The organism is Streptomyces sp. NBC_00539, from assembly GCF_036346105.1.
Lineage (GTDB): Bacteria > Actinomycetota > Actinomycetes > Streptomycetales > Streptomycetaceae > Streptomyces.
In genome coordinates, this window is the sequence record NZ_CP107811.1 from 4,135,252 (window position 1) to 4,159,677 (window position 24,426).

20 protein-coding genes are annotated in these 24,426 nt (G+C 72.4%); 15 read left to right on the forward strand and 5 right to left on the reverse strand.

Annotation, left to right across the window (positions count from 1 at the left end):
* Positions 1-74 precede the first annotated feature (74 nt).
* The 12 genes from rsmI to OG861_RS18715 all read left to right on the forward strand — a co-directional run bounded on the left by rsmI (position 75) and on the right by OG861_RS18715 (position 15,076).
* Entirely contained in the window at positions 75-971 is an 897-nt protein-coding gene (gene rsmI, locus OG861_RS18660) for a 16S rRNA (cytidine(1402)-2'-O)-methyltransferase (protein WP_329195896.1), read from the forward strand.
* Positions 972-1,130: 159 nt separating this feature from the next.
* Complete coding sequence (locus tag OG861_RS18665) at positions 1,131-1,631, forward strand: hypothetical protein (protein ID WP_329195894.1); 501 nt, start codon at positions 1,131-1,133, stop codon at positions 1,629-1,631.
* Positions 1,632-1,740: 109 nt separating this feature from the next.
* Positions 1,741-2,616, forward strand: coding sequence for a TatD family hydrolase (locus OG861_RS18670; protein WP_329195893.1), 876 nt, complete (start codon positions 1,741-1,743; stop codon positions 2,614-2,616).
* Between the two features lie 381 nt (positions 2,617-2,997).
* Positions 2,998-4,614: a ubiquitin-like domain-containing protein gene (locus OG861_RS18675; RefSeq protein WP_329202255.1), complete on the forward strand. Its 1,617-nt coding sequence runs from the start codon at positions 2,998-3,000 to the stop codon at positions 4,612-4,614.
* Complete coding sequence (rsmA, locus tag OG861_RS18680) at positions 4,611-5,513, forward strand: 16S rRNA (adenine(1518)-N(6)/adenine(1519)-N(6))-dimethyltransferase RsmA (RefSeq protein WP_329195891.1); 903 nt, start codon at positions 4,611-4,613, stop codon at positions 5,511-5,513. Before OG861_RS18675 ends, rsmA begins: the two co-directional genes overlap by 4 nt.
* Positions 5,510-6,439: a 4-(cytidine 5'-diphospho)-2-C-methyl-D-erythritol kinase gene (locus OG861_RS18685; RefSeq protein WP_329195889.1), complete on the forward strand. Its 930-nt coding sequence runs from the start codon at positions 5,510-5,512 to the stop codon at positions 6,437-6,439. Before rsmA ends, OG861_RS18685 begins: the two co-directional genes overlap by 4 nt.
* A 55-nt stretch (positions 6,440-6,494) precedes the next feature.
* On the forward strand, positions 6,495-8,291 hold the full coding sequence (locus OG861_RS18690) for an ABC-F family ATP-binding cassette domain-containing protein (RefSeq protein ID WP_329195887.1): 1,797 nt from the start codon (positions 6,495-6,497) through the stop codon (positions 8,289-8,291).
* A 159-nt stretch (positions 8,292-8,450) separates the two neighbouring features.
* Positions 8,451-10,112: an outer membrane protein assembly factor BamB family protein gene (locus OG861_RS18695; protein WP_329195885.1), complete on the forward strand. Its 1,662-nt coding sequence runs from the start codon at positions 8,451-8,453 to the stop codon at positions 10,110-10,112.
* Positions 10,113-10,155: 43 nt separating this feature from the next.
* Positions 10,156-11,844 carry an outer membrane protein assembly factor BamB family protein gene (locus OG861_RS18700; protein ID WP_330261819.1) on the forward strand — a complete coding sequence of 563 codons (1,689 nt, stop codon included), beginning with the start codon at positions 10,156-10,158 and terminating at the stop codon, positions 11,842-11,844.
* A 130-nt stretch (positions 11,845-11,974) separates the two neighbouring features.
* Positions 11,975-12,667: a response regulator transcription factor gene (locus tag OG861_RS18705; protein WP_329195882.1), complete on the forward strand. Its 693-nt coding sequence runs from the start codon at positions 11,975-11,977 to the stop codon at positions 12,665-12,667.
* Between the two features lie 137 nt (positions 12,668-12,804).
* A complete protein-coding gene (gene galE, locus OG861_RS18710; protein ID WP_329195880.1) occupies positions 12,805-13,764 on the forward strand; it encodes a UDP-glucose 4-epimerase GalE in 960 nt (319 codons plus the stop codon).
* Between the two features lie 538 nt (positions 13,765-14,302).
* The gene (locus OG861_RS18715) at positions 14,303-15,076 is read left to right on the forward strand and encodes a response regulator transcription factor (protein WP_329195878.1); all 774 of its coding nucleotides are present in this window, start codon (positions 14,303-14,305) and stop codon (positions 15,074-15,076) included.
* Here the strand turns inward: OG861_RS18715 and OG861_RS18720 are convergent.
* Positions 15,035-15,532: a MarR family winged helix-turn-helix transcriptional regulator gene (locus OG861_RS18720; RefSeq protein WP_329195877.1), complete on the reverse strand. Its 498-nt coding sequence runs from the start codon at positions 15,530-15,532 to the stop codon at positions 15,035-15,037. The two genes, OG861_RS18715 and OG861_RS18720, sit on opposite strands and share 42 nt — an antisense overlap.
* A gap of 176 nt (positions 15,533-15,708) precedes the next feature.
* Here OG861_RS18720 and OG861_RS18725 point away from each other — a divergent pair, with 176 nt between their 5' ends.
* Both OG861_RS18725 and OG861_RS18730 read left to right on the forward strand, forming a co-directional pair.
* Positions 15,709-16,566 (forward strand): trans-aconitate 2-methyltransferase, encoded by an 858-nt coding sequence (locus OG861_RS18725; RefSeq protein WP_329195875.1) that lies wholly within the window; start codon positions 15,709-15,711, stop codon positions 16,564-16,566.
* Between the two features lies 1 nt (position 16,567).
* On the forward strand, positions 16,568-16,930 hold the full coding sequence (locus tag OG861_RS18730) for a VOC family protein (protein WP_329195873.1): 363 nt from the start codon (positions 16,568-16,570) through the stop codon (positions 16,928-16,930).
* Between the two features lie 62 nt (positions 16,931-16,992).
* Here the strand turns inward: OG861_RS18730 and OG861_RS18735 are convergent, their stop codons facing one another.
* The 3 genes from OG861_RS18735 to OG861_RS18745 form a co-directional block, all read right to left on the reverse strand.
* A complete protein-coding gene (locus OG861_RS18735; protein WP_329195871.1) occupies positions 16,993-18,789 on the reverse strand; it encodes an FG-GAP repeat domain-containing protein in 1,797 nt (598 codons plus the stop codon).
* A 196-nt stretch (positions 18,790-18,985) separates the two neighbouring features.
* Complete coding sequence (locus OG861_RS18740; protein ID WP_443056530.1) at positions 18,986-19,660, reverse strand: TetR family transcriptional regulator; 675 nt, start codon at positions 19,658-19,660, stop codon at positions 18,986-18,988.
* Positions 19,657-20,637 carry an acyl-CoA desaturase gene (locus tag OG861_RS18745; protein WP_329195869.1) on the reverse strand — a complete coding sequence of 327 codons (981 nt, stop codon included), beginning with the start codon at positions 20,635-20,637 and terminating at the stop codon, positions 19,657-19,659. Before OG861_RS18745 ends, OG861_RS18740 begins: the two co-directional genes overlap by 4 nt.
* A gap of 381 nt (positions 20,638-21,018) precedes the next feature.
* On the opposite strand from OG861_RS18745, the gene ppc reads away from it, so the two are divergent.
* A complete protein-coding gene (ppc, locus tag OG861_RS18750) occupies positions 21,019-23,712 on the forward strand; it encodes a phosphoenolpyruvate carboxylase (RefSeq protein WP_329202251.1) in 2,694 nt (897 codons plus the stop codon).
* A gap of 71 nt (positions 23,713-23,783) precedes the next feature.
* Here ppc and pth read toward each other — a convergent pair whose 3' ends face one another.
* Positions 23,784-24,374, reverse strand: a complete 591-nt coding sequence (pth, locus tag OG861_RS18755) for an aminoacyl-tRNA hydrolase (protein WP_329195868.1) — start codon at positions 24,372-24,374, stop codon at positions 23,784-23,786.
* Between the last annotated feature and the right edge of the window lie 52 nt (positions 24,375-24,426).

The following is a 24,426-nucleotide window of genomic DNA, read 5'->3' on the forward strand; positions in this document are numbered from 1 at the left end:
TCATCGTAGGGAACGCGGCTGTGGGAACCCCAGTGCCTGCGCGAGTCCCGTGGGGCGGCTGAGAGGATGGACCGGTGACGACTGACCAGCCCCGCGCCGCCGTGACCCCCTCCACCACCGGCGTGCTCGTGCTCGCCGGGACCCCGATCGGCGACCTCGCCGACGCCCCGCCGCGCTTGGGGGCCGAGCTGGAGCGGGCCGACGTGATCGCGGCCGAGGACACCCGGCGGCTGCGCCGGCTCACCCAGGGGCTCGGCGTGCACACGACCGGGCGCGTGCTGTCGTACTTCGAGGGCAACGAGTCCGCCCGCACCCCCGAGCTGGTCGAGGCCCTGGAATCCGGCAAGCGGGTCCTGCTGGTCACCGACGCCGGGATGCCCTCGGTCTCCGACCCCGGCTACCGCCTCGTCGCCGCGGCCGTGACCAAGGACATCAAGGTCACCGCCGTCCCCGGCCCCTCCGCCGTACTGACCGCGCTCGCGCTGTCGGGGCTGCCCGTGGACCGGTTCTGCTTCGAGGGGTTCCTCCCGCGCAAGGCGGGCGAGCGCCTCGGCCGTCTCCGCGAGGTCGAGGGCGAGCGGCGCACGCTGGTCTACTTCGAGGCCCCGCACCGGCTGGACGACACCCTGGCCGCGATGGCGCAGGTGTTCGGAGAGGGCCGGCGGGCCGCGGTGTGCCGCGAGCTGACCAAGACGTACGAAGAGGTCAAGCGCGGCGCCCTCGCCGAGCTGGCGGCCTGGGCCGCGGAAGGCGTGCGCGGCGAGATCACGATCGTGGTCGAGGGCGCACCGGCCGCCGCACCGGGCGACGTCGACGACGAGGAACTGGTGCGCAGGGTGCGGGTGCGGGAGGAGGCGGGGGAGCGGCGCAAGGAGGCCATCGCCTCGGTCGCCGCCGAGGCCGGCGTACCCAAGCGCGACGTCTTCGACGCGGTGGTGGCGGCAAAGAATGCGGCACGGAACGAGGCGTAGGTCGGTAAAGAGATAACCTGAAAAGCAAAGCTCAGACCGCGCACCGGCCCTTTTGGGCATGAGTGGCCCAAAGTCCGTCCAACACTGGACAGGGCCTGATGCGCTCCTGCCCGAAGAGGCGTCCACTGGCAATGCACCAGTGGAACAAGAGGAGCTGGCATGAGTGAGATCGCTGAGACCCCGGCACCCGCACCGACCGCCGCCACCGCCGTACCCACCGCCCCGCCCAGGCCGTCCGTGCACACCGTGCACGAGGCCTACTCGTTCGCCTGCATGAAGTGCGGGTACGGCTGGGAGCAGGGGTACGAGATCGAACACCACGTGGACGGCAAGGGCCAGCCCTTCATCGTGTACACGGCGGGCAGCGAGCGGGTTCCGTCGCCCCTGTCCAACCCGACCTGCATGAACTGCGGCGGCCACATCGTCCGCATCATGCGCGAGGGACAGGTCAAGTCGGTCCTCGGCATGCTCGACCAGCTCTACCACCAGGCCATCCACCCCGGCATCGCCGGACCGGTCCCGGCCACGCAGGACGCCCCCCGCCCGCCCAAGCCGCGCAAGGCGCCGCTCACGCACGAGGGCCCCGGCCCGGTGCCCGCCGGGTCCCCCTCCGTACGGCGCGGACCGCTGGCCCGGCTGCGGGGCCTCTTCCGGGGGTGAGCAGCGGGTGAGCGGCCGGTGAGGAGCCGAGGGGCGGCGGGTCGAGCAGCCGAGGGGCGGCGGGTGAGCGGGCGGGACCGCCCGCCCGACCGGTCATAAGATCGGCCTCATGAGCCGTTCCCCTGACGACACGCCGCCCCCGCTGCCCGAACCGCTGCGGGTGGCGGTCGCCGACTCGCACACCCACCTGGACATGCAGTCCGGAACCGTCGAAGAAGGCCTGGCCAAGGCCGCCTCCGTGGGCGTGACCACCGTCGTCCAGGTCGGCTGCGACGTGAAGGGCTCGCGCTGGGCCGCCGAGACCGCCGCCGCGTACGAGAACGTCCACGCCGCCGTCGCCCTTCACCCGAACGAAGCGCCCCGCATCGTCCACGGCGATCCCGACGGCTGGTCGAGGCAGGGCGCGCGCAGCGGCGGCGGCGAGGGGGCGCTGGACGAGGCGCTGGCCGAGATCGAGGCCCTGGCCGCGCTCCCGCAGGTCAAGGCGGTCGGCGAGACGGGACTGGACTACTTCCGCACCGGCCCCGAGGGCACGGCCGCGCAGGAGCGTTCCTTCCGCGCGCACATCGAGATCGCCAAACGCCAGGGCAAGGCCCTGGTCATCCACGACCGCGACGCCCACGCCGACGTCCTGCGCATCCTGCGCGAGGAGGGCGCTCCCGAGCGGACCGTCTTCCACTGCTACTCCGGTGACGCCGCCATGGCCCGCGAGTGCGCCGCGGCCGGGTACTACATGTCCTTCGCCGGGACCGTCACCTTCAAGAACGCCGCGCCGCTGCGCGAGGCGCTCGCGGTCGCCCCGCTGGAGCTGGTGCTCGTGGAGACGGACGCCCCGTACCTCACCCCCGCGCCGTACCGCGGGCGGCCGAACGCGCCCTACCTCATTCCGCTGACGGTGCGGGCGATGGCGGCGGTCCGCGGCCTGGACGAGGACGCGATGTCCACCGCCCTGGCCGCCAACACCGCCCGCGCCTTCGGCTACTGAGGGACCGTCGGCTCCGACACGCTGGGTATCCGCGCGGCTTTGATGAGTGACGGCCGTTGCCGCTAGGGTGCCGTGCCCGAACCAGCGGGGCCGGACACGTGGAGCGACGTCGTGAGCGAGACACAGGGCAGTGGCGGCCGGGCCGCGCAGACGGCCGTGCCCCGGCCGGCCGGAGCCCGGGACGGATGGGCCGCGGGCTTCGACGCGGCGGAGCCGGCGGCCCGGCCACCGGCCGCGGACGCCCCGGCCCCGATCTGGACCTCCCCGGCGCCCTGGCCCGCGACCGCAGGGCACGCGGGCCACGGCGAAGGCCCGTACGACGGCCCCTACGCCGACCGGTACGGCAGCCATGGCGACGGCCCCTACGCCGGTCAGTACGGCATCCGTGGCGAGGAGCCCTACGGCGGCCACCGCGACGGCCCGTACGGTGACCAGGGCGGTGGCCGGGGCCGCGGCGACGGCCGGGCCGACGCCGGGGCCGGCGGCCCGTACGCGGACCACCGCCGAGCCCCGCTCGACGGCCCGTACGAAGCCCCCTACGACAGCCCGCTCCGCGACCTCCTCGCCCCCCGCGGCGAGCCCGGTCACCCCGCGCCGCCGGAGGCGGACCCCGCCGTCCCGGCCCCCCGCCCCGCGCGGCGCCGCAACGGCCGCGGGCGCACCGCCGCCCCCCACGAGGACCCGTACCGCACCCCGGCGGAGGAGCCCCCGGGCCCCGGTCGGCGCCGCCGCCCGGAAGGCGGCGGCCCCGCCACCGTCTGGCCCCCCGCCGAAACCGGCCCCGGGCGCCGTCGCCGGAGCGAGAACCCGCCGCCCGCCCCGGCACCGGCCGGCACCGGCAGACGCCGCGCGGCCCCCGCAGCCGCTCCCCCTCCCGCGACCGCCGTCGCAGCCGCTGCGCCCGGCCCCGACCACTGGCGCCGCATCGTCCCCCAGGCCCTGGTCGTCGCCTTCCTCGCGGGCGGCACCACCGCCTTCGTCGCGGCCGACAAGACGGTCCGCCTCACCGTCGACGGCGTCCCCCGCACCCTCCACACCTTCGCGGACGGCGTCGACGAACTGCTCGCCGCCGAACACCTCGGCGTCGGCTCCCACGACCTCGTCGCCCCCGGCCGGGACACCGCCCTCGAGGACGGCGAGGAGGTCGTCGTCCGCTACGGGCGCCCCCTCCACCTCACCCTTGACGGAACGTCCCGCCAGGTGTGGACCACCTCCCGCACCGTCGAAGGCGCCCTGCGCCAGCTCGGCATCCGCGCCGAAGGCGCCTACCTCTCCGCCGCCCCCGCCGCCGCCGTACCGCGCGCCGGACTCGCCCTCACCGTCCGCACCGAACGCGGCGTCACCTTCATGGCCGACGGCCACGAGACCACCATCCGCACCAACGCCGCCACCGTCCAAGAGGCCCTCGGCCAGGCCGGCATCACCCTGCGCGGCCAGGACACCACCTCCGTCGCCCCGGAGTCCTTCCCTCGCGACGGGCAGACCGTCACCGTGCTGCGCATCACCGGCACCCGCGAGGTCCGCGAGGAACGCATCCCGTTCGAGACGGAGCGGGCCGAGGACGACAGCCTGTTCGCCGGCACCGAGCTGGTGGAACGCGCCGGCCGGCCCGGGACCCGCCGGGTCACCTACAGCCTGCGCACCGTCAACGGCGTACAGGAGAAACCCCGCCGGCTCTCCGACGAGGTGATCCGCGAGCCCGTCACCCAGCTCGTCAAGGTCGGCACGAAGCCGCTGCCGGCCTCCGTGGCGGGCGCCGACGACCTCGACTGGGACGCGCTGGCCCAGTGCGAGTCGGGCGGCCGGCCCTCCGCCACCGACGCGTCGGGCACCTACGGCGGGCTGTACCAGTTCGACGTGACCACCTGGCAGAGCCTCGGCGGCAGCGGCCGGCCCCAGGACGCCTCGGGCGCGGAGCAGACGTACCGGGCCAAGAAGCTCTACGTGCAGCGGGGGGCGACTCCCTGGCCCCACTGCGGCCGTAGGCTTTACCGGTGAGCACCGCAGAGCAGCAGCCCCACGAGACACCTTCCGACGCCCTCCTCGGACCGGCCGACATCCGGGAACTGGCCGCCGTCCTCGGCGTCCGGCCGACGAAGCAGAAGGGCCAGAACTTCGTCATCGACGCCAACACGGTCCGCCGGATCGTCCGCACCGCCGAGGTGCGGCCGGACGACGTGGTCGTGGAGGTCGGACCGGGTCTGGGCTCCCTCACGCTCGCGCTGCTGGAGGCCGCGGACCGGGTCACCGCCGTCGAGATCGACGACGTCCTCGCCGCGGCGCTGCCCGCCACCATCGAGGCGCGGATGCCCGGGCGCAAGGACCGCTTCGCGCTCGTGCACTCCGACGCGATGCTCGTCACCGAGCTGCCGGGCCCCGCGCCGACGGCGCTCGTCGCGAACCTGCCGTACAACGTGGCGGTGCCCGTCCTGCTGACCATGCTCGACCGCTTCCCCAGCATCGAGCGGACGCTGGTGATGGTGCAGGCGGAGGTCGCCGACCGGCTCGCCGCCGAGCCGGGCAACAAGGTGTACGGGGTGCCCTCCGTCAAGGCCAACTGGTACGCGCACGTCAAGCGGGCCGGGTCCATCGGACGCAAGGTGTTCTGGCCCGCCCCCAACGTCGACTCCGGTCTGGTCTCGCTGGTCCGCCGGACCGAGCCGATCAAGACCACCGCCTCCAAGGCGGAGGTCTTCGCGGTCGTCGACGCCGCCTTCGCGCAGCGGCGCAAGACCCTGCGCGCCGCCCTCGCCGGCTGGGCCGGCTCCGCCGCGGGCGCCGAGGCCGCGCTGGTCGCCGCGGGCGTCTCCCCGCAGGCCCGCGGGGAGTCCCTGACGGTGGAGGAGTTCGCCGCGATCGCCGAGCACAAGCCGGCCGCCGAGAGGCCCGCCCTGTGAGCGGCGGCGTGACCGTACGGGTCCCCGCGAAGGTCAACGTCCGCCTCGCGGTCGGCGCCGCCCGGCCCGACGGCTTCCACGACCTGGCGAACGTCTTCCTCGCCGTGTCCCTGTACGACGAGGTCACCGCGGCCCCCGCCGACGCGCTGACGGTGACCTGCGAAGGCCCCGACGCCGGCCAGGTGCCCCTGGACCGCAGCAACCTCGCCGCCCGCGCCGCCGAGGCCCTCGCCGCCCGCAACGGCCTCGCCCCGTCCGTGCACCTCCACATCGCGAAGAACATCCCCGTGGCCGGCGGCATGGCCGGAGGCAGCGCGGACGGCGCCGCGGCCCTGCTGGCCTGCGACGAACTGTGGGGCCTGGACACCCCGCGCGCGGAGCTGCTGGACATCTGCGCCGAGCTGGGCAGCGACGTGCCGTTCAGCCTGGTCGGCGGCGCGGCGCTCGGCACGGGCCGCGGGGAGGTCCTCACCCCCGTCCCCGCCGAAACCTTCCACTGGGTGTTCGCGGTCGCCGACGGCGGACTGTCGACCCCGGCCGTGTTCCGCGAGTTCGACCGGCTCACCGCCGGGCAGGACGTCCCGGCCCCGCAGGCCTCCCGGGCCCTGCTGGACGCCCTCGCCTCGGGCGACCCCGACGCGCTCGCCGCGACCCTGGCCAACGACCTCCAGCCCGCCGCCCTGTCGCTGCGGCCGCAGCTCGCCGACACCCTCGCGGCGGGCACCCGCGCCGGAGCCCTGGCCGCACTGGTCTCCGGATCCGGCCCCACCACCGCGTTCCTGGTCCGCGACGCACGGTCCGCGGCCACGGTGGCCGCCGCCCTCGAAGCCTCCGGGACCTGCCGCACCACCCGTGTCGCCGACGGCCCCGCCCCGGGAGCCACCGTCGTCTGCGCGCCGTCCGGGAGGGTTAGGCTGAGGGGCTGATCCACACCCTCTCCCGGACACCGGCCGGGGGGACCCCGCACCTGGAGCGCGTCTGATGGCCGTCAATCTGGTCAATGTCGAGGCAGTCAGCAAGGTGTACGGCACCCGTACCCTGCTCGACGGCATCTCCCTCGGCGTGTCCGAGGGAGACCGCATCGGTGTCGTCGGCCGCAACGGCGACGGCAAGACCACCCTCATCCGGATGCTCGCCAAGCTGGAGGAACCCGACACCGGCCGCGTCACCCAGTCCGGCGGCCTGCGCATGGGCGTCCTCACCCAGCACGACTCCCTCGACCCGCAGGCCACCGTCCGCCACGAGATCATCGGCGACATGGCCGACCACGAGTGGGCCGGCGACGCCAAGATCCGCGACGTGCTGACCGGTCTCTTCGGCGGCCTGGACCTGCCCGGCTTCGGCCAGGGCCTCGACACCGTCATCGGCCCGCTCTCCGGCGGCGAGCGCCGGCGCATCGCCCTCGCCAAGCTCCTCATCGCCGAGCAGGACCTCCTCGTCCTCGACGAGCCCACGAACCACCTCGACGTCGAAGGCATCTCCTGGCTGGCCAAGCACCTCCAGGAACGCCGCTCCGCGCTCGTCTGCGTCACCCACGACCGCTGGTTCCTCGACCAGGTCTGCACCCGCATGTGGGACGTCCAGCGCGGAGCCGTCCACGAGTACGAGGGCGGCTACAGCGACTACGTCTTCGCCCGCGCCGAACGCGAACGGATCGCCGCCACCGAGGAGTCCAAGCGGCAGAACCTCATGCGCAAGGAGCTCGCCTGGCTGCGCCGCGGCGCCCCGGCCCGCACCTCCAAGCCGCGTTACCGCATCGAGGCCGCCAACGAGCTCATCGCCGACGTGCCGCCGCCGCGCGACACGTCCGAGCTGATGCGCTTCGCCAACGCCCGCCTCGGCAAGACCGTCTTCGACCTGGAAGACGTCACCGTCCAGGCCGGGCCGAAGATCCTGCTCAAGCACCTCACCTGGCACCTCGGCCCCGGCGACCGCGTCGGCCTCGTCGGCGTCAACGGCGCCGGCAAGACCTCCCTGCTGCGCGCCCTCGCCGCGGCCGCCCGCACCCAGGGCGAGGAGCAGCCCGCGGGCGGCAGCGTCACCGTCGGCAAGACCGTCCGGCTGGCTTACCTCTCCCAGGAGGTCGGCGAACTCGACCCCTCGCTGCGCGTCCTGGAGGCCGTCCAGCGCGTCCGCGACCGCGTCGACCTCGGCAAGGGCCGCGAGATGACCGCCGGTCAGCTGTGCGAGCAGTTCGGGTTCACCAAGGAGAAGCAGTGGACGCCGGTCGGCGACCTCTCCGGCGGCGAGCGGCGACGGCTGCAGATCCTGCGCCTGCTGATGGACGAGCCCAACGTCCTGTTCCTCGACGAGCCGACCAACGACCTCGACATCGAGACCCTGACCCAGCTGGAGGACCTCCTCGACGGCTGGCCCGGCTCGATGATCGTCATCTCCCACGACCGGTTCTTCATCGAGCGCACCACCGACACCGTGATGGCGCTCCTCGGCGACGCGTCCCTGCGCATGCTCCCGCGCGGCCTGGACGAGTACCTGGAACGCCGCCGGGCGATGATCGAGGCCGCCGCCCCGGCGCCCGCGCCCGCGGCCGTCAAGTCGTCGTCCTCGGGCGACGCGCGCGCCGCCAAGAAGGAACTCCAGAAGATCGAGCGGCAGCTCAACAAGATGTCGGACCGCGAGTCGAACCTGCACGCGCAGATCGCCGAGAACTCCACCGACTACGACAAGGTCGCCAAACTCGACGCGGAGCTGCGTGAACTCATCGCAGAACGGGACGAGTTGGAGATGCGCTGGCTGGAGCTCGCCGAAGAGGCCTGATCCGGCCACCCCCGGTCGCCCGGCCGACCGGATAACGGCCACGTCACGGGCCGGTCCTCCCTTGGGAACAGGGCACGGACCGGCCCGATGTATGTTCGGCGTCAGTGATAGAAAGGTCATCCTCCCGTCACGACCGTCCCACGCCGAAGGTATGCGCTGATGACCGAGCCGCCCCAGCCGCCGCCGAACCAGCCGCCACCGCCTTCCGGTTACGGCCACCTGCCCGGCCCGCCGCAGCCCGGGTACGTTCCCCCGCCGGCCGCGAACCCGTACGCCCAGCAGCCCGCGACGGCCCCGCAGCAGCACGTCCCGCACCCCTCGCAGCAGCAGTTCCCGCAGCCCGGTTACGGCTACCCGCCGCCCCCCGGCATGCCCCAGGGCCGGCCCGGCGCGCCCGGCGGCCCGGGCAACCGGAAACTGGTCGTCACCATCGCCGCCGTCGTGGCCGCCACCCTCGTCCTGGGCACCGGCGCGTACTTCGCCTTCGGCCGGGACGGCGGCGGCGCCCCCAAGCCGCCCGTCGCGCAGGGCAGTACGTCCGCCGACGACAAGCCCTCCGGCTCGCCGTCCGTCGACACCGGCGACGGAAGCGGCAACGGCAGCGGCGACCAGGAGGACTTCAACGCCGGGCGCAAGCCCGGCGAGGACAAGGTCCTCTGGTACAAGAGCGCGAAGATCGACGGACCCGGCGCCGGCATTCCCGCCCAGGGCCAGTGGGTCGTCGGCGACGTTGTCGTCAAGACGGTGGGCAAGTCCCTCGTCGGCTACCAGGTCACCGACGGCAAGCAGAAGTGGAAGCTCGACCTCTCCTCCGACATCTGCGGGAGCACCCACCAGACCACGGGCGACGGCAAGACCGTCGTCCTGCTCAAGCAGGACGACAGCAACACCGCCGACTGCAACCAGCTGAAGCTGATCGACCTCAAATCGGGCAAGGAGGGCTGGACGAAGACCGTCGAGCAGCAGAACCTCTTCGACACCGCCATCAGCGCCTTCCCGAGCATCGTCGGCGACACCGTCACCGTCAACCGCCTCATCTCCAGCACCGCCTACAAGATCAGCACCGGTGACAAGCTCTTCACCGGCAACGTCCCCGAAGGCTGCAAGCCGCACGCCTACATCGGCGGCGGCGCCAAGATGATCGGCATCGCCACCTGCGAGGACGCCGACCGCACCGTCGAAGTCCAGGGCGCCGACCCGGCCACCGGCAAGAAGAGCTGGACCTACCGCCTGCCCAAGGGATTCACCGTCAACAGCGTCTATTCCGTGGACCCGCTCGTCATCGACGTCGGCAACCGCGGCACCAAGGAACGGGCCGTCCTCTCCTTGGGCCCCGACGGGCACAAGCGCGCCAGCATGTCCGCCGAAGGCTCGTTCGCCATCTGCCCCGGGGGCGACGAAGGCCGGCAGGGCTGCGGAACCTCCGCAGTCGCCGACGACACGCTGTACCTGGTGACCGCGTCCGCGACGGGCGGCAAGTCCAACGAGATCGTCGCCTTCGACCTGGGCACCGGCAAGGCGAAGTGGCGCACCCCCTCCGGGGACAACACCCTCCTCGCCCCGCTCGGGGCCGAGAAGGGACGGCTGATCGCCTACCGCAAGAGCCTGTCCTCCGACAAGGGCGGCGAGATCGTCGCCGTCCCGGCCGCCGGCGGCAACCCCACCGTGCTGCTGCACAACCCGTCGGGAGCCGCCTCGAAGGTCGAGAGCGCGTTCTACTCCCCGGAGCTCGACTACGTGGACGGCCGGTTCTTCCTGTCCGTCACCCGTCTGCAGGCCGACGGCAAGGACGAGAAGCTCCTGATGGCCTTCGGCAAGTGAACGAGTCCACCGAGCCGCCCACCGAGAGGCAGTAGATCCCCCCATGAGCACGCCCAGTACCCCGCCCCCGCCGCCGAACCAGCCGCCGCCGGGCGGCTACGGCACGCCCCCGCCGGTGCCGCCCGTGCCGCCGACGGTCCCGCAGCAGCCCGCGGCCGCCCCGCCCGGGCAGCCCTCGTACGGCTACCCCCCGCAGGCGTCGGCCGGCTACGGCTACCCCCAGCAGCAGGCCGCCGGCTTCCCCACGGCGCCGCACCAGGCCGTCGGCCAGGGCGGAGCGGGCGGCGGCGACAAGCGCACCCAGCTGATGATCGTCGGGGCCGCGCTGCTGGCCATCGTCCTCATCATCAGCGGCGGCTTCTGGTACGTCTCCGGCCAGGACGGCGGCGGCGGTGCCCAGCCCACCGCCAACGGATCCCCCAGCGGCAACACGGGGAACAACAAGGGCCCGGCGCCCTCGGGCGGCACGGAGAAGGTCCCGGCCAACACCAAGTCGCGGACCCTGGTCAACGTGCCCAGCCCGGCGCCCGACGACGTCGTCTCCGTCGACGGCTCCTGGCTCACCGACACCACCTACGTCAAGTCCGACGTGGCCAAGGTCGTCGGCTACAACCTCGTCGACGGCGGCAAGAAGTGGGAGATCCCGCTCCCCGCCCAGATCTGCGGCGCGACCAAGCACGTCAGCGGCAACAAGACCGCCATCCTCTTCCAGGAGGGCATGGCCAGCGAGAGCAACAAGTACCCCCGGTGCACCCAGGTCGGCGTCATCGACCTCGACGCCGGCAAGCTCGTCTGGTCCGGCACCGCCAAGTCCCAGACCAACGGTGACAAGCCCGTCCCCTTCACCGAGGTCACCGTCAGCGGCCAGACCGTCGCCGCGGGCGGCCTGGGCGGCGGCGCCGCCTGGAACCTCGCCGACGGCGCGTCGCTGTGGACGCCCAAGCCCGACGCGGAGGGCTGCTACGACCTCGGCTACGCGGGCGGCGAAGCCCTCGCCGTGCTGCGCAAGTGCGGCCGCGACCCCAACGTGACCCTGTACGCGCAGGCCCTCGACCCCGCCACGGGCGCGCCGAAGGCCTCGTACAAGCTGGCCCCCGGCATCGAGTGGGCGGGCATCATCTCCACCAAGCCGCTCATCGTCGCCGCCAACGTCGGCAACACCGCCAAGAACGCCACCAACGTCAGCGACCTCTTCGTCATCGACGACGCCGGCCAGCTCAAGTCCCGCATCGGCCTCTCCAGCGGCAACTACGGGCCCGACTGCCCCGCGACCGAGGTCGAGCAGTGCACGGGCATGGTCGTCGGCAACGGCAAGGTCTACCTCCCCACCTACGAGCACCAGGGCGCGGCGGGCTCCATCGGCCGTACCAACGAGCTGGTCTCCTTCGACCTGGAGACCGGCAAGGGCACCACGGACCGTGCCGACGCCGGTGAGCGGTACACGATGTACCCGCTGCGCATGGACGGGTCGAACATCATCGCCTACAAGGAGCCCCCGTACGACGGAGGCGGCCAGATCGTCAGCATCGACGGCAAGACGATGAAGCAGACCGTCCTGATGCAGAACCCGTCCGACAAGGCCGTCCACAGCGCCGAGACGCAGTTCGTGGTCGACCACGCGGAGTTCCGCTACCACAACGGGCACCTGTTCATCGCCCGCACGATGGTCCGCAAGCCGTACGGCAGCGCAGGTGACCCCGAGCACCTGTTCGTGTCCTTCATCGCCAACTGACCCCGGACCCCACGCGCGTACGAGCCCCCGGACGACCCCACGCTTCCGGGGGCTTTCGCGCGGTAACCGGCACGCCCCGTCGAACAAGCGTGTAGCTTGCCGGGTCAGGAGGAACGGGGAGGGTGCCCTGATGGGCGTACGGGTCATGGTGGTCGACGAGCACCGCCTGCTGGCCGAGGCGCTCGCCTCGGCCCTCAAACTGCGCGGCCACCGGGTCCTCGCGGCCGCCGCGCCGGCCGCCGGAGCGGCCGAGCTGGTCATCAGCCGCGCTCCCGAGGTCTGCCTCTTCGGTACCGCCACCCCCGCGGAGCCGGCCGTCTTCGAACCCGTCGTCCGCATCAGGCGCGAGCGCCCGCAGATCGCCGTCGTGGTCCTCGGCCCCGTGCCGAACCCGCGCGGGATCGCCGCGGCCTTCGCCGCGGGCGCCTGCGGGTACGTACGCCACGACGAGCGCATCGAGGGCGTGGAACGGGCGCTGGCCAAGGCGCGGGCGGGGGAGGTGGCCATCTCCCCGCAGCTGCTGCAGAGCGCCTTCGCGGAGCTGCTCAACCCCGCCGCCCAGCCCGACGACGAGGGCAGCCGGCTGCTGCGGCTGCTCACGCCGCGCGAGGTGGAGGTACTGGTCCGGGTCGCGGAGGGCGAGGACACCCGGCTCATCGCGGCCGGCATGGCCATCGCGCCGAGCACCGCCCGTACGCACGTCCAGCGGGTCCTGATGAAGCTGGGCGTGGGCTCGCGGCTGGAGGCGGCCGCGCTGGCCGCCCGTACCGGCCTCCTCGAGCGGGCCGCGCCGCCGGTGTGGCCGCCGACCGCCGGGACCTGAGGTTCCCGGGGCCACGGGGCCCGCGTTACGGGCGATTGCGGGCACGGCGCCCCCCGGATTTCCCCGGAGGCGTGCGATCCGGTAAGCCGGACCCTGCACGCTTTCCCGCGTGCGTTCCCCCGCGAGAGGCAGCAGCAGTGAGCAAGTACCTGGTCACGGGCGGCGCCGGATACGTGGGCGGCGTCGTCGCCGCCCACCTCCTGGAAGCCGGCCACGAGGTGACCGTCCTCGACAACTTCTCCACCGGCTTCGGCGAGGGCGTCCCCGCGGGCGCCACCCTGATCGAGGGGCGGATCCAGGACGCCGCCGAGCACCTGGACCCCTCCTTCGACGCCGTGCTCCACTTCGCGGCCTCCTCGCAGGTCGGCGAGTCCGTCGTGAACCCCGGCAAGTACTGGGACAACAACGTCGGCGGCACCCTCGCCCTGCTGACCGCGATGCGCGGGGCGGGCGTGCGCAAGCTCGTCTTCTCCTCCACCGCCGCCACCTACGGCGAGCCCACCGAAGGCCTGCTGACGGAGACGTCGGTGACCGCGCCGACCAACCCCTACGGCGCCTCCAAGCTCGCCGTCGACCACATGATCGCGGGGGAGTGCGTGGCGCACGGCCTGGCCGCGGTGTCGCTGCGCTACTTCAACGTGGCGGGCGCGTACGGGGAGTTCGGTGAGCGGCACGACCCCGAGACGCACCTGATCCCGCTGGTCCTGCAGGTCGCGCTCGGACAGCGCGAGTCCATCTCGGTGTTCGGGGACGACTACCCGACCCCCGACGGCACCTGCGTGCGCGACTACATCCACGTCGCGGACCTCGCGCAGGCCCACCTGTCGGCGCTGCGCGTCGCCACCGAGGGCGAGCACCTGATCTGCAACCTGGGCAACGGCAGCGGTTTCTCGGTCCGCGAGGTCATCGAGACCGTCCGCAAAGTCACCGGCCGGGAGATCCCCGAGGTCGTCGCCCCGCGCCGCCCGGGCGACCCGGCGGTGCTGGTGGCCTCCGCCCGCACGGCGCACGAGCGCCTCGGCTGGACCCCCTCCCGCTCCGACCTCACCGGCATCGTGACCGACGCCTGGAACTTCGCGCGCCGCAACCACTCCTGACCGGCCCCGCCCTCCTGACCGGCCCGCATCTCCGGACCGGCTCCGCCCTCGCGACCGGCCCGGCCCTCCTGACCGGCCCGCATCTCCGGACCGGGCCGGCGGCGTCCACCCGGCAGGGGCGCGCGCCGGGTCGCCGCGCGCTGCCGCCGGGCGCCCTACGCGGGCGCCCGGCGTGCGTACGCCGGGTGAACCGCCCACCGCGCAACTGCCCGTGGCACGCACCGAGGGCCCGGCCCGTCCGCCGGATCACGCGGATAGGTGAATTCCGGCCAGGGCGGCGGCCGTTCGGGGCCTCCGGGCCGGAAAAGCCGTCGAAAAACTTCTGCTATTCGGCCATCCGCCGGAGCCCGGCCGCTCTACGCTGATGCGTGACACCGGTGGGGGCCGGTGTCGATTCAGGGGTCGAGATACGCCGGGTACGGCGTCCGCTCCGGGGTAGTGCAGAGATGTCTCGGCGGCGGCCGCGGCTGCTGCGGATCACCACCCGGTCCGGGCGCCGTACCCGCCGTCGTCCGTTCCCCGACCCGTGGGGGTTTTCGTGGTTCGTATCCGCGTTCTCGTCGTCGACGATCACCGCATCTTCGCCGAATCTCTCGCGGCCGCACTCGCGGCCGAGCCGGACGTGGACGTGTCCGCGGCCGGCAGTGCTCCCGCGGCCGTGCGCTGCCTCGAACGCGCCGCGGCCGAGGGCCGCCGCTTCGACGTCATGCTCGTGGACGCCGACCTGGGCGCCGCCGCGGGGACCGTGCCCGTACAGCGCGCACCGGGTTCCGCGCCGCCGCCCGCGCCCCCCGGCGCGGACGGGATCGCGCTGGTCGCGAGCGTGCGCACGGCGCATCCGGGGGTGCGTACGGTGGTCCTCGCCGAACGCGACGACCCCCGCCGGGCCGCGCTCGCGCTCCAGGCCGGGGCCTCCGGCTGGGTGGCCAAGGACTGCTCGCTCTCGCGGCTGCTGGCCGTCATCCGCGGGGTGCTGCGGGAGGAGACGCACCTGCCGCCCGCCCTGCTGACCGGGGTACTGCGCGAGCTGACCGCGGCGCGCAAGCACCGTACGGACAGTGAGCGGCTGGTGGAGTCGCTGACGCCGCGCGAGCACGAGGTGCTGCGGTGCATGGTGGCCGGGCTGGGCCGCAAGGACGTGGCCGCTCGGCTGTTCCTGTCCCCGCACACCGTCCGCACCCACATGCAGAACGTCCTGGGCAAGCTCGGGGTGCACTCCACGCTCGCGGCGGTGGCGCTGGCCCGGCGGGCCGGGGTGCGTCCGGCGGAGCTAGCCGGGGATGTTGTCGAACGGAGCGGTCAGCCTGCGTAGCAGCGCCGCGAGGTCACCGCGCTGGTCCTGGGAGAGCTGGGCGAGGATGGCGCGTTCCTGCGCCAGCAGCCCGGCCAGGGACTGGTCGGCGCGGTCGCGGCCCTCGGGGGTCAGCCGGACCAGTACGCCGCGCCGGTCGCTGGGGTCGGGGAGCCGCTCCACCAGGCCCTTCTTCGCGAGCCGGTCGATGCGGTTGGTCATGGTGCCGGAGGTGACCAGGGTCTGGGTCAGCAGCTGGCCGGGCGAGAGCTGGTACGGGGCGCCGGCGCGGCGCAGCGAGGTGAGGACGTCGAACTCCCAGGGCTCCAGGCCGTGCTCGGAGAAGGCCAGCCTGCGGGCGCGGTCGAGGTGGCGGGCGAGCCGGCTCACCCGGCTCAGCACTTCGAGCGGTTCAACGTCGAGGTCAGGGCGTTCTCGCCGCCATGCCGCGACCAGTCGGTCGACCTCGTCCTCCATGCCGATCAGTGTAAGGGGTCTGTCGACGTGAAGTCTCTTCAATTCAAGGGTCTTGGACACTGGATACCTTGATGTCGAGTATCTTGACATCAAGATATATATTCGGCCAGGATGGGAATGGAGGGGGCCGGACGGCTTCCGCTTCCAACCGCCCCATCAGCAGGGAGGCTTCGTACATGCACTCCGACACCGCCCCGGCCCCGACGCCCGTCGTCACCTCTTCCGTGGCGCCCGTCTGGGACCCCCAGCAGTACCTCCGGCACGCCGGGCACCGCACGCGCCCCTTTCTCGACCTGCTGACGCGCATACCCGAGCTCCCCACCACCCCCGCACGCATCGCCGACCTCGGCTGCGGCCCCGGCAACGTCACCGCCCTGCTCGCCGACCGCTGGCCCCGGGCCCGCATCACCGGTTTCGACCTCTCCCCGGAGATGCTCCGCCGCGCCGCCCACGACCACGCCGGACCCACCCCGGGCGGCGGCCACCTGGACTTCGCGCACGCGGACCTCGCCGACTGGCACCCGGAGGAGTCCTACGACCTGATCGTCTCCAACGCCGCCCTCCAGTGGGTGCCCAACCACCCCGGCTCCTTCGCGGCCTGGATCACCGCACTGCGGCCCGGCGGCACCTTCGCCTTCCAGATCCCCGGCAACTTCACCGCGCCCAGCCACCGGATGCTCGCCGACCTGTGCGACACCCCGCGCTGGCGCGACCGCCTCGCCGGCCACGGCGCGCGCTACGTCCACATCCTCGAACCCGCCGAATACCTCGCCCGCTTCACCGAGCTCGGCTGCGCCGTCGACGTCTGGGAGACCACCTACCACCAGATGCTGTCCGGCCCCGACCCCGTCCTCGACTGGGTCAAGGGCACCGCCCTGCGCCCCGTCCTGACCGAACTCGGCGACGACAAGGAAGCCATCGACTCCTTCCTCGCCGAATACCGCGAAGCCCTGCGCGCCGCCTACCCCCCGGGCCCCCGGGGCACCGTGTTCCCCTTCCGCCGCATCTTCGCCGTCGCCCGCAAGGAGGCATGAGGTGCTCAGCGCACTGGACCACGTGCAACTCGCCGCGCCGCCCGGCTCCGAGGACCGCCTGCGCCGCTATTACACGGACGCCCTCGGCATGACCGAACTGCCCAAACCGCCCGCCCTCGCCGCCCGCGGCGGCTGCTGGTTCGCCGCGGGGCCCGTACAGCTCCACCTCGGCATCGAAGACGACTTCCGTCCCGCCCGCAAAGCCCACCCGGGCCTGCGCGTCACCGGGATCGAGGCCTACGCCGGCCGGCTCCGCGACCACGGAGCCGACGTCCACTGGGACACCGCCCTGCCCGGTCACAAGCGGTTCTTCTCCCACGACCCGGTCGGCAACCGCCTCGAATTCCTCGAACCCGCCCCGTGAGCACGACGGCGCCCCGCCACCGCAGCTGCGGTGGCGGGGCGCCGGGGCGTGGTGCGGGCGGGTCAGCCGATGCTGCGGTAGCTCATGTTGCCGCGGAACATGACCTGCGGGGTGAGGACCTGGCTGCCGAACAGGCTGTGGCCGCCCTCCATGCGGAACGCGTTGCCGCCGGCGTCGACGAGGACCAGGTCCGCCTTGCCGTCACCGGTGAGGTCACCGGGCGACATGATGTCCTTGTAGCCGCCCATGAACGCGTAGACCAGCCAGCGGGTGCCGAACGGTGCCGAGGCCTTGCCGGTGCCCGGGTGGAAGTACAGGCCGCCGTTGTTGTCGATGCCGACCATGTCCGCGTAGCCGTCACCGTTGAAGTCACCGGCGGCGAGCTGCTTGTACTGGTCCCAGCCGCCGCCGATGTTGAGCGGGGCGGCGAAGGCGTTGCCGGTGCCGTTGCCCTGGTGGACGTACAGGTTGCCCCAGATGTCGCGGGTCAGCAGGTCGCCCTTGCCGTCGCCGGAGACGTCGCCGCCGCCGAGGACCGCGTTGGTGACGCCCCACCAGTCGCCGGCGATGTTCTGGTTCGTGGTGCGGTTGGTCAGACCCCACTGGTTGAACTGGAACTTGTGGCCCCAGCTGGTCTTGTCCAGGCCGCTGACGCCGACCAGCTTGGAGCCGTCGTCCGGCCAGACGAAGTCGCCGGACTTGCGCGGCTCGAAGAGCGAGCCGTCGCTCTTGTTGTCGTACGACCAGTACTGGCCGGCGGCGTCGACCGTGCCGACGTTGTGCTTGCCGTAGACCGGGGTGATGCCCGCACCGAGGAAGAGCTCGGTGCTCTTCCAGTTCGAGCCGCAGTCGTACTGCTGGCTGAACAGGCCGTTGCCCTCGGAGAAGTGGCAGAACAGGTCACCGGTGGGGGTGACGCCCATCATGTCGGCCTTGCCGTCGCCGTCGATGTCGTCGGCGGCGATGATCTGCGTGTAGCCGGTCCAGCCGGTGGCGATCTGCGTGCGCCACTCGAACGGGCTGGCGCCGTTGCCGGTGCCCTTGTGGAGGAACAGCTCGCCCGTGTACGTACGGCCCAGCACGTCCGCGTCGCCGTCGCCGTCGATGTCGCTCAGGCCGACGATCTGGTCGTACTGGTTCCAGCCGCCGCTGACCTTCACCGCGGCCGCGAACGGGTTGGCGAGGTTGCCGGTGCTCTTGTAGTAGTACAGGTCACCGGCCGGCGTGCGGGCGATGACGTCGGGGCGGCCGTCCTTGTTCAGGTCGCCCGCCGCGATGACGCGGTTGTACATCTGCCAGCCGGAGCCGGTCCAGGTCGGCGCACCGGCGTAGCCGCCGGAGGTCTCGCGGAGCTGGAGCTTGCCGTCGAAGGTGAGCGTGAGGATCTCGGGGTTCCAGCCGCCGCCGACGTTGCCGAGGGCGATGATGTCCTTGACCGACTCGGTCTCGTCGCCCTGGATGCGGAAGTCGGTGGCGGGGTTGCCCGCGGGAGCGCTGGTCGCGAAGGCGCGGGTGAAGCCGCGCGTGTCGCGGAAGACCAGGTCGCTGAAACCGTCGCCGTCCAGGTCCAGGCGCGGCTGGGAGACGGCCCCCGCGGCAGCGGCGGCGGCGACGCCCTGGGGGGCGGCCGAGCGCGCGCCCTTGCCCGCGGGCTTGGCGTTCGGCGCCACCACGCCGGGGGCCGGGGCGGCGGCGTGCGGGACGGCGGCCTTGGGGCCGGCCCCCGGCGTGGCCGCGGCAGGTGCCGGGCGGTCCGAGGTCTTGCCGGCAGCGGTCGCCTGGCCCACGGAGAGCAGGGTGCCCGCGGAGAGGGCGAGAGCGGTGCAGGCCGCGATGCGGCCGAGGCGCGAAGAGCGCAAGTGGGTTCCCCAGTGATTCGCAGTGGAACCGGGTGGTCATCACGACGGTCGCCGGCGCAGGCCGGCACAGGCACAGGGCGTCGGTCGTACTTCCCCCCCGGGAGTGGCCCCACAGTACTGGCGCGTTTCCCGAGGTCAAAGTAGTTTTCCGTACAACCTTTCGACCTCGGGGTGGTCGGGGCGCCAGGACGCGTCGTCAGCTCCTGCGGTGGCCCACCAGGCGGGGCCGGGCCTCCAGGTTCTCCAGGCCGTGCCAGGCCAGGTTGACCAGGTGCGCCGCCACTTCCGCCTTCTTCGGACGCCGTGTCTCCAGCCACCACTGGCCGGTCAGCGCCACCATCCCCACCAGCGCCTGCGCGTACAGCGGGGCCAGCTTCGGGTCGAAGCCCCGGGCCTTGAACTCCAGACCAAGGATGTCCTCCACCTGCGTGGCGATATCACTGATCAGCGACGCGAACGTCCCCGTCGACTGCGCCACCGGCGAATCCCGCACCAGGATCCGGAACCCGTCCGTATAACTCTCGATGTAGTCCAGCAGCGCGAAAGCCGCCTGCTCCAGGAGCTCCCGCGGATGCCCGGCTGTCAGCGCACCCGTCACCCCCTCCAGCAGCTGCCGCATCTCGCGGTCCACGACCACCGCGTACAGGCCTTCCTTGCCGCCGAAGTGCTCGTACACCACCGGCTTCGACACCCCGGCCTTCGCCGCGATCTCCTCCACCGAGGTGCCCTCGAAACCCCTTTCGGCGAACAGCGCCCGGCCGATGTCCAGCAACTGCTGACGCCGCTCCGCCCCCGTCATCCGCACCCGGCGGCCACGCCGGGGCTTGTCACCGCTGGAACTGCTGCCGTCGATCGCCACGTCCCCCATCATGCCGCGTTCGAAGACATTTCCTTGCGCCGGGCGTCGATGCGGGACTCCGAAGGCCACCGCACGTCAGAGGCCCATCCCAGCTGTTCGAACCAGCGGATCAGCCGCGCACTGGAATCGACCTGCCCCCGCAGCACACCGTGGCGCGCCGACGTCGGCTCCGCGTGGTGCAGGTTGTGCCACGATTCGCCGCACGACAGCACCGCGAGCCACCACACGTTCCCCGACCGGTCCCGCGACTTGAACGGGCGCTTGCCCACCGCGTGGCAGATCGAATTGATCGACCACGTCACGTGGTGCAACAGCGCGACCCGCACCAGCGAACCCCAGAAGAACGCCGTGAAGGCCCCCCACCACGACATCGTCACCAGACCCCCCACCAGCGGCGGGATCGCCAACGACACCACCGTCCACAGTACGAAGTCCCGGGAGATCCGGCGGATCGCAGGGTCCTTGATCAGATCCGGCGCGTACTTCGCCTGGTTCGTCTGCTCCTCGTCGAACAGCCATCCGATGTGCGCCCACCACAGCCCCTTCATCAGCGCCGGGACCGTCTCGCCGAACCGCCACGGCGAATGCGGGTCACCCTCGTGATCGGAGAACTTGTGGTGCTTGCGGTGATCCGCCACCCACCGCACCAGCGGCCCCTCCACCGCCATCGAGCCCATCACCGCCAGCACGATCCGCAGCGGCCGCTTCGCCTTGAAGGAACCGTGCGTGAAATAGCGGTGGAAACCGATCGTGATGCCGTGGCACGCCAGGAAGTACATGAACACCATCAGGCCCACGTCCAGCCAGCTCACCCCCCAGCCCCAGGCCAGCGGGATCGCCCCCAGCAGCGCGACGAACGGGAGGATGATGAACAGCAACAACGCGATCTGCTCGACGGACCGCTTGCTCTCGCCGCCGCGCGTCGCGGACGGCTCACTCGTTCGGGACGGCGCCGCAGCGCCCTCGATCAGTTCGTCGGTGATGGCCACAGTGGATCCCCTGGGGGGTGAGGAGACGGAGGGCGCATGATCACGGACCCTACGGTCCCGTAACCTACGGCAACGTAAGTATGGCAAAGCTCCCGCCCCCGGCAAGAGGAGCACGCCCACCGGGCGGAGCAGCCCCGCGCTGCCGTCCCACGAGCACCGGCCACCTATCCTGGTCCCGTCGGACAGCGCGGTCCGCACGGGCAGCCCGGGCTGCGCAGCGGCACCGCCGCGCCCACCCCGGGGAGCCCACCGCCCAGTAGCGCTCGAACACTGCAAGGAGCCGCACCTGTGAGCAGTGCTGACCAGGCCGCCCAGGCCCCCGTCACCCAGGCCCCGGCCACCAAGGCCACCCTCACGCAGGCCGCCACCGCCAACGCGGAACTGCGCGCCGACATCCGCCGCCTCGGCGACCTCCTCGGCGAGACCCTCGTACGCCAGGAAGGCCAGGACCTCCTCGACCTCGTCGAACGCGTCCGCGCCCTCACCCGCACCGACGGCGAAGCCGCCGCCCGGCTCCTCGGCGACACCGACCTGGAAACCGCCGCCAAGCTCGTCCGCGCCTTCTCCACCTACTTCCACCTCGCCAACGTCACCGAACAGGTACACCGCGGCAAGGAACTGCGCGCCCACCGGGCCGCCGAAGGCGGCCTCCTCGCCCGTACCGCCGACATGCTCAAGGACGCCGACCCCGCACACCTGCGCGAAACGGTCAAGAACCTCAACGTCCGGCCCGTCTTCACCGCCCACCCCACCGAAGCGGCCCGCCGCAGCGTCCTCAACAAGCTGCGCCGCATCGCCGCCCTCCTCGAAGAGCCCGCCACCGGCGCCGGCGAACGCCGCCGCCACGACCTGCGGCTCGCCGAGAACATCGACCTCGTCTGGCAGACCGACGAACTGCGCGTCGTACGTCCCGAACCCGCCGACGAAGCCCGCAACGCCATCTACTACCTCGACGAGCTGCACGCCGGCGCCGTCGGGGACGTACTCGAAGACCTCGCCGCCGAACTCCAGCGCGTCGGCGTCGAGCTGCCCCCCGGCACCCGCCCCCTCACCTTCGGCACCTGGATCGGCGGCGACCGCGACGGCAACCCCAACGTCACCCCCGACGTCACCCGCGACGTCCTGATCCTCCAGCACGAACACGGCATCACCGACGCCCTCGCCGCCATCGACGAACTGCGCGGACTGCTGTCCAACTCCATCCGCTACACCGGAGCCACCGAGGAACTCCTCACCTCCCTCCAGGCCGACCTCGAACGCCTGCCCGAGATCAGCCCCCGCTACAAGCGCCTCAACGCGGAAGAGCCCTACCGCCTCAAGGCCACCTGCATCCGCCAGAAGCTCCTCAACACCCGCGAACGCCTCGCCCACGCCACCCCCCACCAGGACGGCCGCGACTACCTCGGCACCGCCGAACTCCTCGCCGACCTCACCCTCATCCAGAACTCCCTGCGCGAACACCGCGCGGCCCTCTTCGCCGACGGCCGCATGGACCGCACCATCCGCACGCTCGCCGCCTTCGGCCTCCAGCTCGCCACCATGGACGTCCGCGAACACGCCGACGCCCACCACCACGCCCTCGGCCAGCTCTTCGACCGGCTCGGCGAGGAATCCTGGCGCTACGCCGACATGCCCCGCGACTACCGCGGCAAGCTCCTCGCCAAGGAACTCCGCTCCCGCCGCCCCCTGGCCCCCACCCCCGCACCCCTCGACGCGGCCGGCGCCAAGACCCTCGGCGTCTTCTTCGCCATCAAGGACGCCTTCGAGAAGTTCGGCCCCGAAGTCATCGAGTCCTACATCATCTCGATGTGCCAGGGCGCCGACGACGTCTTCGCCGCCGCCGTCCTCGCCCGCGAAGCCGGCCTCATCGACCTCCACGCCGGATGGGCCAAGATCGGCATCGTCCCGCTCCTGGAAACCACCGACGAACTCAAGGCCGCCGACGTCATCCTCGACGCCATGCTCGCCGACCCCTCCTACCGCCGCCTCGTCTCCCTGCGCGGCGACGTCCAGGAGGTCATGCTCGGCTACTCCGACTCCTCCAAGTTCGGCGGCATCACCACCAGCCAGTGGGAGATCCACCGCGCCCAGCGCCGCCTGCGCGACGTCGCCCACCGCTACGGCGTACGCCTGCGCCTCTTCCACGGCCGCGGCGGCACCGTCGGCCGCGGCGGCGGCCCCTCCCACGACGCGATCCTCGCCCAGCCCTGGGGCACCCTCGAAGGCGAGATCAAGGTCACCGAGCAGGGCGAGGTCATCTCCGACAAGTACCTCGTCCCCTCCCTCGCCCGCGAGAACCTCGAACTGACCGTCGCCGCGACCCTGCAGGCCTCCGCCCTGCACACCGCCCCCCGCCAGTCCCACGACGACCTCGCCCGCTGGGACGCGGCCATGGACACCGTCTCCGACGCCGCCCACGCCGCCTACCGCGCCCTCGTCGAAGACCCCGACCTCCCCGCCTACTTCTTCGCCGCCACCCCCGTCGACCAGCTCGCCGACCTCCACCTCGGCTCCCGCCCCTCCCGCCGCCCCGACTCCGGCGCCGGCCTCGACGGCCTGCGCGCCATCCCCTGGGTCTTCGGCTGGACCCAGTCCCGCCAGATCGTCCCCGGCTGGTACGGCGTCGGCTCCGGCCTCAAGGCCCTGCGCGAAGCCGGCCAGGACGACGCCCTCGCCGAGATGGGCAAGCGCTGGCACTTCTTCCGCAACTTCCTGTCCAACGTCGAGATGACCCTCGCCAAGACGGACCTGCGGATCGCCCGCCACTACGTCGACACCCTCGTCCCCGACCACCTCAAGCACGTCTTCACCCGCATCGAAGCCGAGCACGAACTCACCGTCCGCGAAGTCCTGCGCATCACCGGCGGGGAGAAGCTCCTCGACTCCCACCCCGTCCTCCAGCAGACCTTCGCCGTCCGCGACGCCTACCTCGACCCCATCTCCTACCTCCAGGTCTCCCTCCTCGCCCGCCAGCGCGCCGCCGCCGAACGCGGCGAAGAACCCGACCCGCTCCTCGCCCGCGCCCTCCTCCTCACCGTCAACGGCGTCGCCGCCGGCCTGCGCAACACCGGCTGACCGGCACGCGGCACAACGAAAAGGGGGTCCCCCGTGCCCACAGGCACGAGGAGACCCCCTTTTCCGTTCCGCTACGCGTTGTACGCCGACTGCGCCCGCTCCAGACCCTCCTGGATCAGACACTCCACCGCATCCGCCGACCGGTCCACGAACCAGTCCAGCTCCTTGCGCTCCGTCGACGAGAAGTCCTTCAACACGAAGTCCGCCACCTGCATCCGGCCCGGCGGCCGCCCGATACCGCACCGCACCCGGTGGTAATCCGGCCCCATCGCCTTCGTCATCGACTTCAACCCGTTGTGCCCGTTGTCACCGCCACCCAGCTTCAACCGGAGCGTCGGATAGTCGATGTCCAGCTCGTCGTGCACCGCGACGACCCGCTCCAACGGCACCTTGTAGAAGTCCCGCAGCGCCGACACCGGCCCGCCCGACAAGTTCATGAACGACATCGGCTTCGCCAGCACCACCCGCCGGTTCGCCGGACCCGGAGCACCCATCCGGCCCTCCACCACCTGCGCCCGCGCCTTGTGCGCCTTGAACTTCCCGCGCATCCGCTCCGCCAGCAGGTCCACCACCATGAACCCGATGTTGTGGCGGTTGCCCGCGTACTCCGCCCCGGGATTCCCGAGACCGACGATCAGCCAGGGCGCCGCGTCGTCCGACATCAAAAGCTCCTTACGTGCCTGGAACGAAGACGACCGCCGTCCCGCTCCAGTG

Bases quoted from the DNA above. Each gene is read 5' to 3' on its own strand.
- pth (WP_329195868.1), bottom strand. From the start codon at position 24,374: ATGTCGGACGACGCGGCGCCCTGGCTGATCGTCGGTCTCGGGAATCCC.
- OG861_RS18665 (WP_329195894.1), top strand. From the start codon at position 1,131: ATGAGTGAGATCGCTGAGACCCCGGCACCCGCACCGACCGCCGCCACC.
- OG861_RS18700 (WP_330261819.1), top strand. From the start codon at position 10,156: ATGAGCACGCCCAGTACCCCGCCCCCGCCGCCGAACCAGCCGCCGCCG.
- OG861_RS18705 (WP_329195882.1), top strand. From the start codon at position 11,975: ATGGGCGTACGGGTCATGGTGGTCGACGAGCACCGCCTGCTGGCCGAG.
- OG861_RS18725 (WP_329195875.1), top strand. From the start codon at position 15,709: ATGCACTCCGACACCGCCCCGGCCCCGACGCCCGTCGTCACCTCTTCC.
- OG861_RS18690 (WP_329195887.1), top strand. From the start codon at position 6,495: ATGGCCGTCAATCTGGTCAATGTCGAGGCAGTCAGCAAGGTGTACGGC.
- OG861_RS18695 (WP_329195885.1), top strand. From the start codon at position 8,451: ATGACCGAGCCGCCCCAGCCGCCGCCGAACCAGCCGCCACCGCCTTCC.
- OG861_RS18720 (WP_329195877.1), bottom strand. From the start codon at position 15,532: ATGGAGGACGAGGTCGACCGACTGGTCGCGGCATGGCGGCGAGAACGC.
- OG861_RS18740 (WP_443056530.1), bottom strand. From the start codon at position 19,660: ATGATGGGGGACGTGGCGATCGACGGCAGCAGTTCCAGCGGTGACAAG.
- OG861_RS18670 (WP_329195893.1), top strand. From the start codon at position 1,741: ATGAGCCGTTCCCCTGACGACACGCCGCCCCCGCTGCCCGAACCGCTG.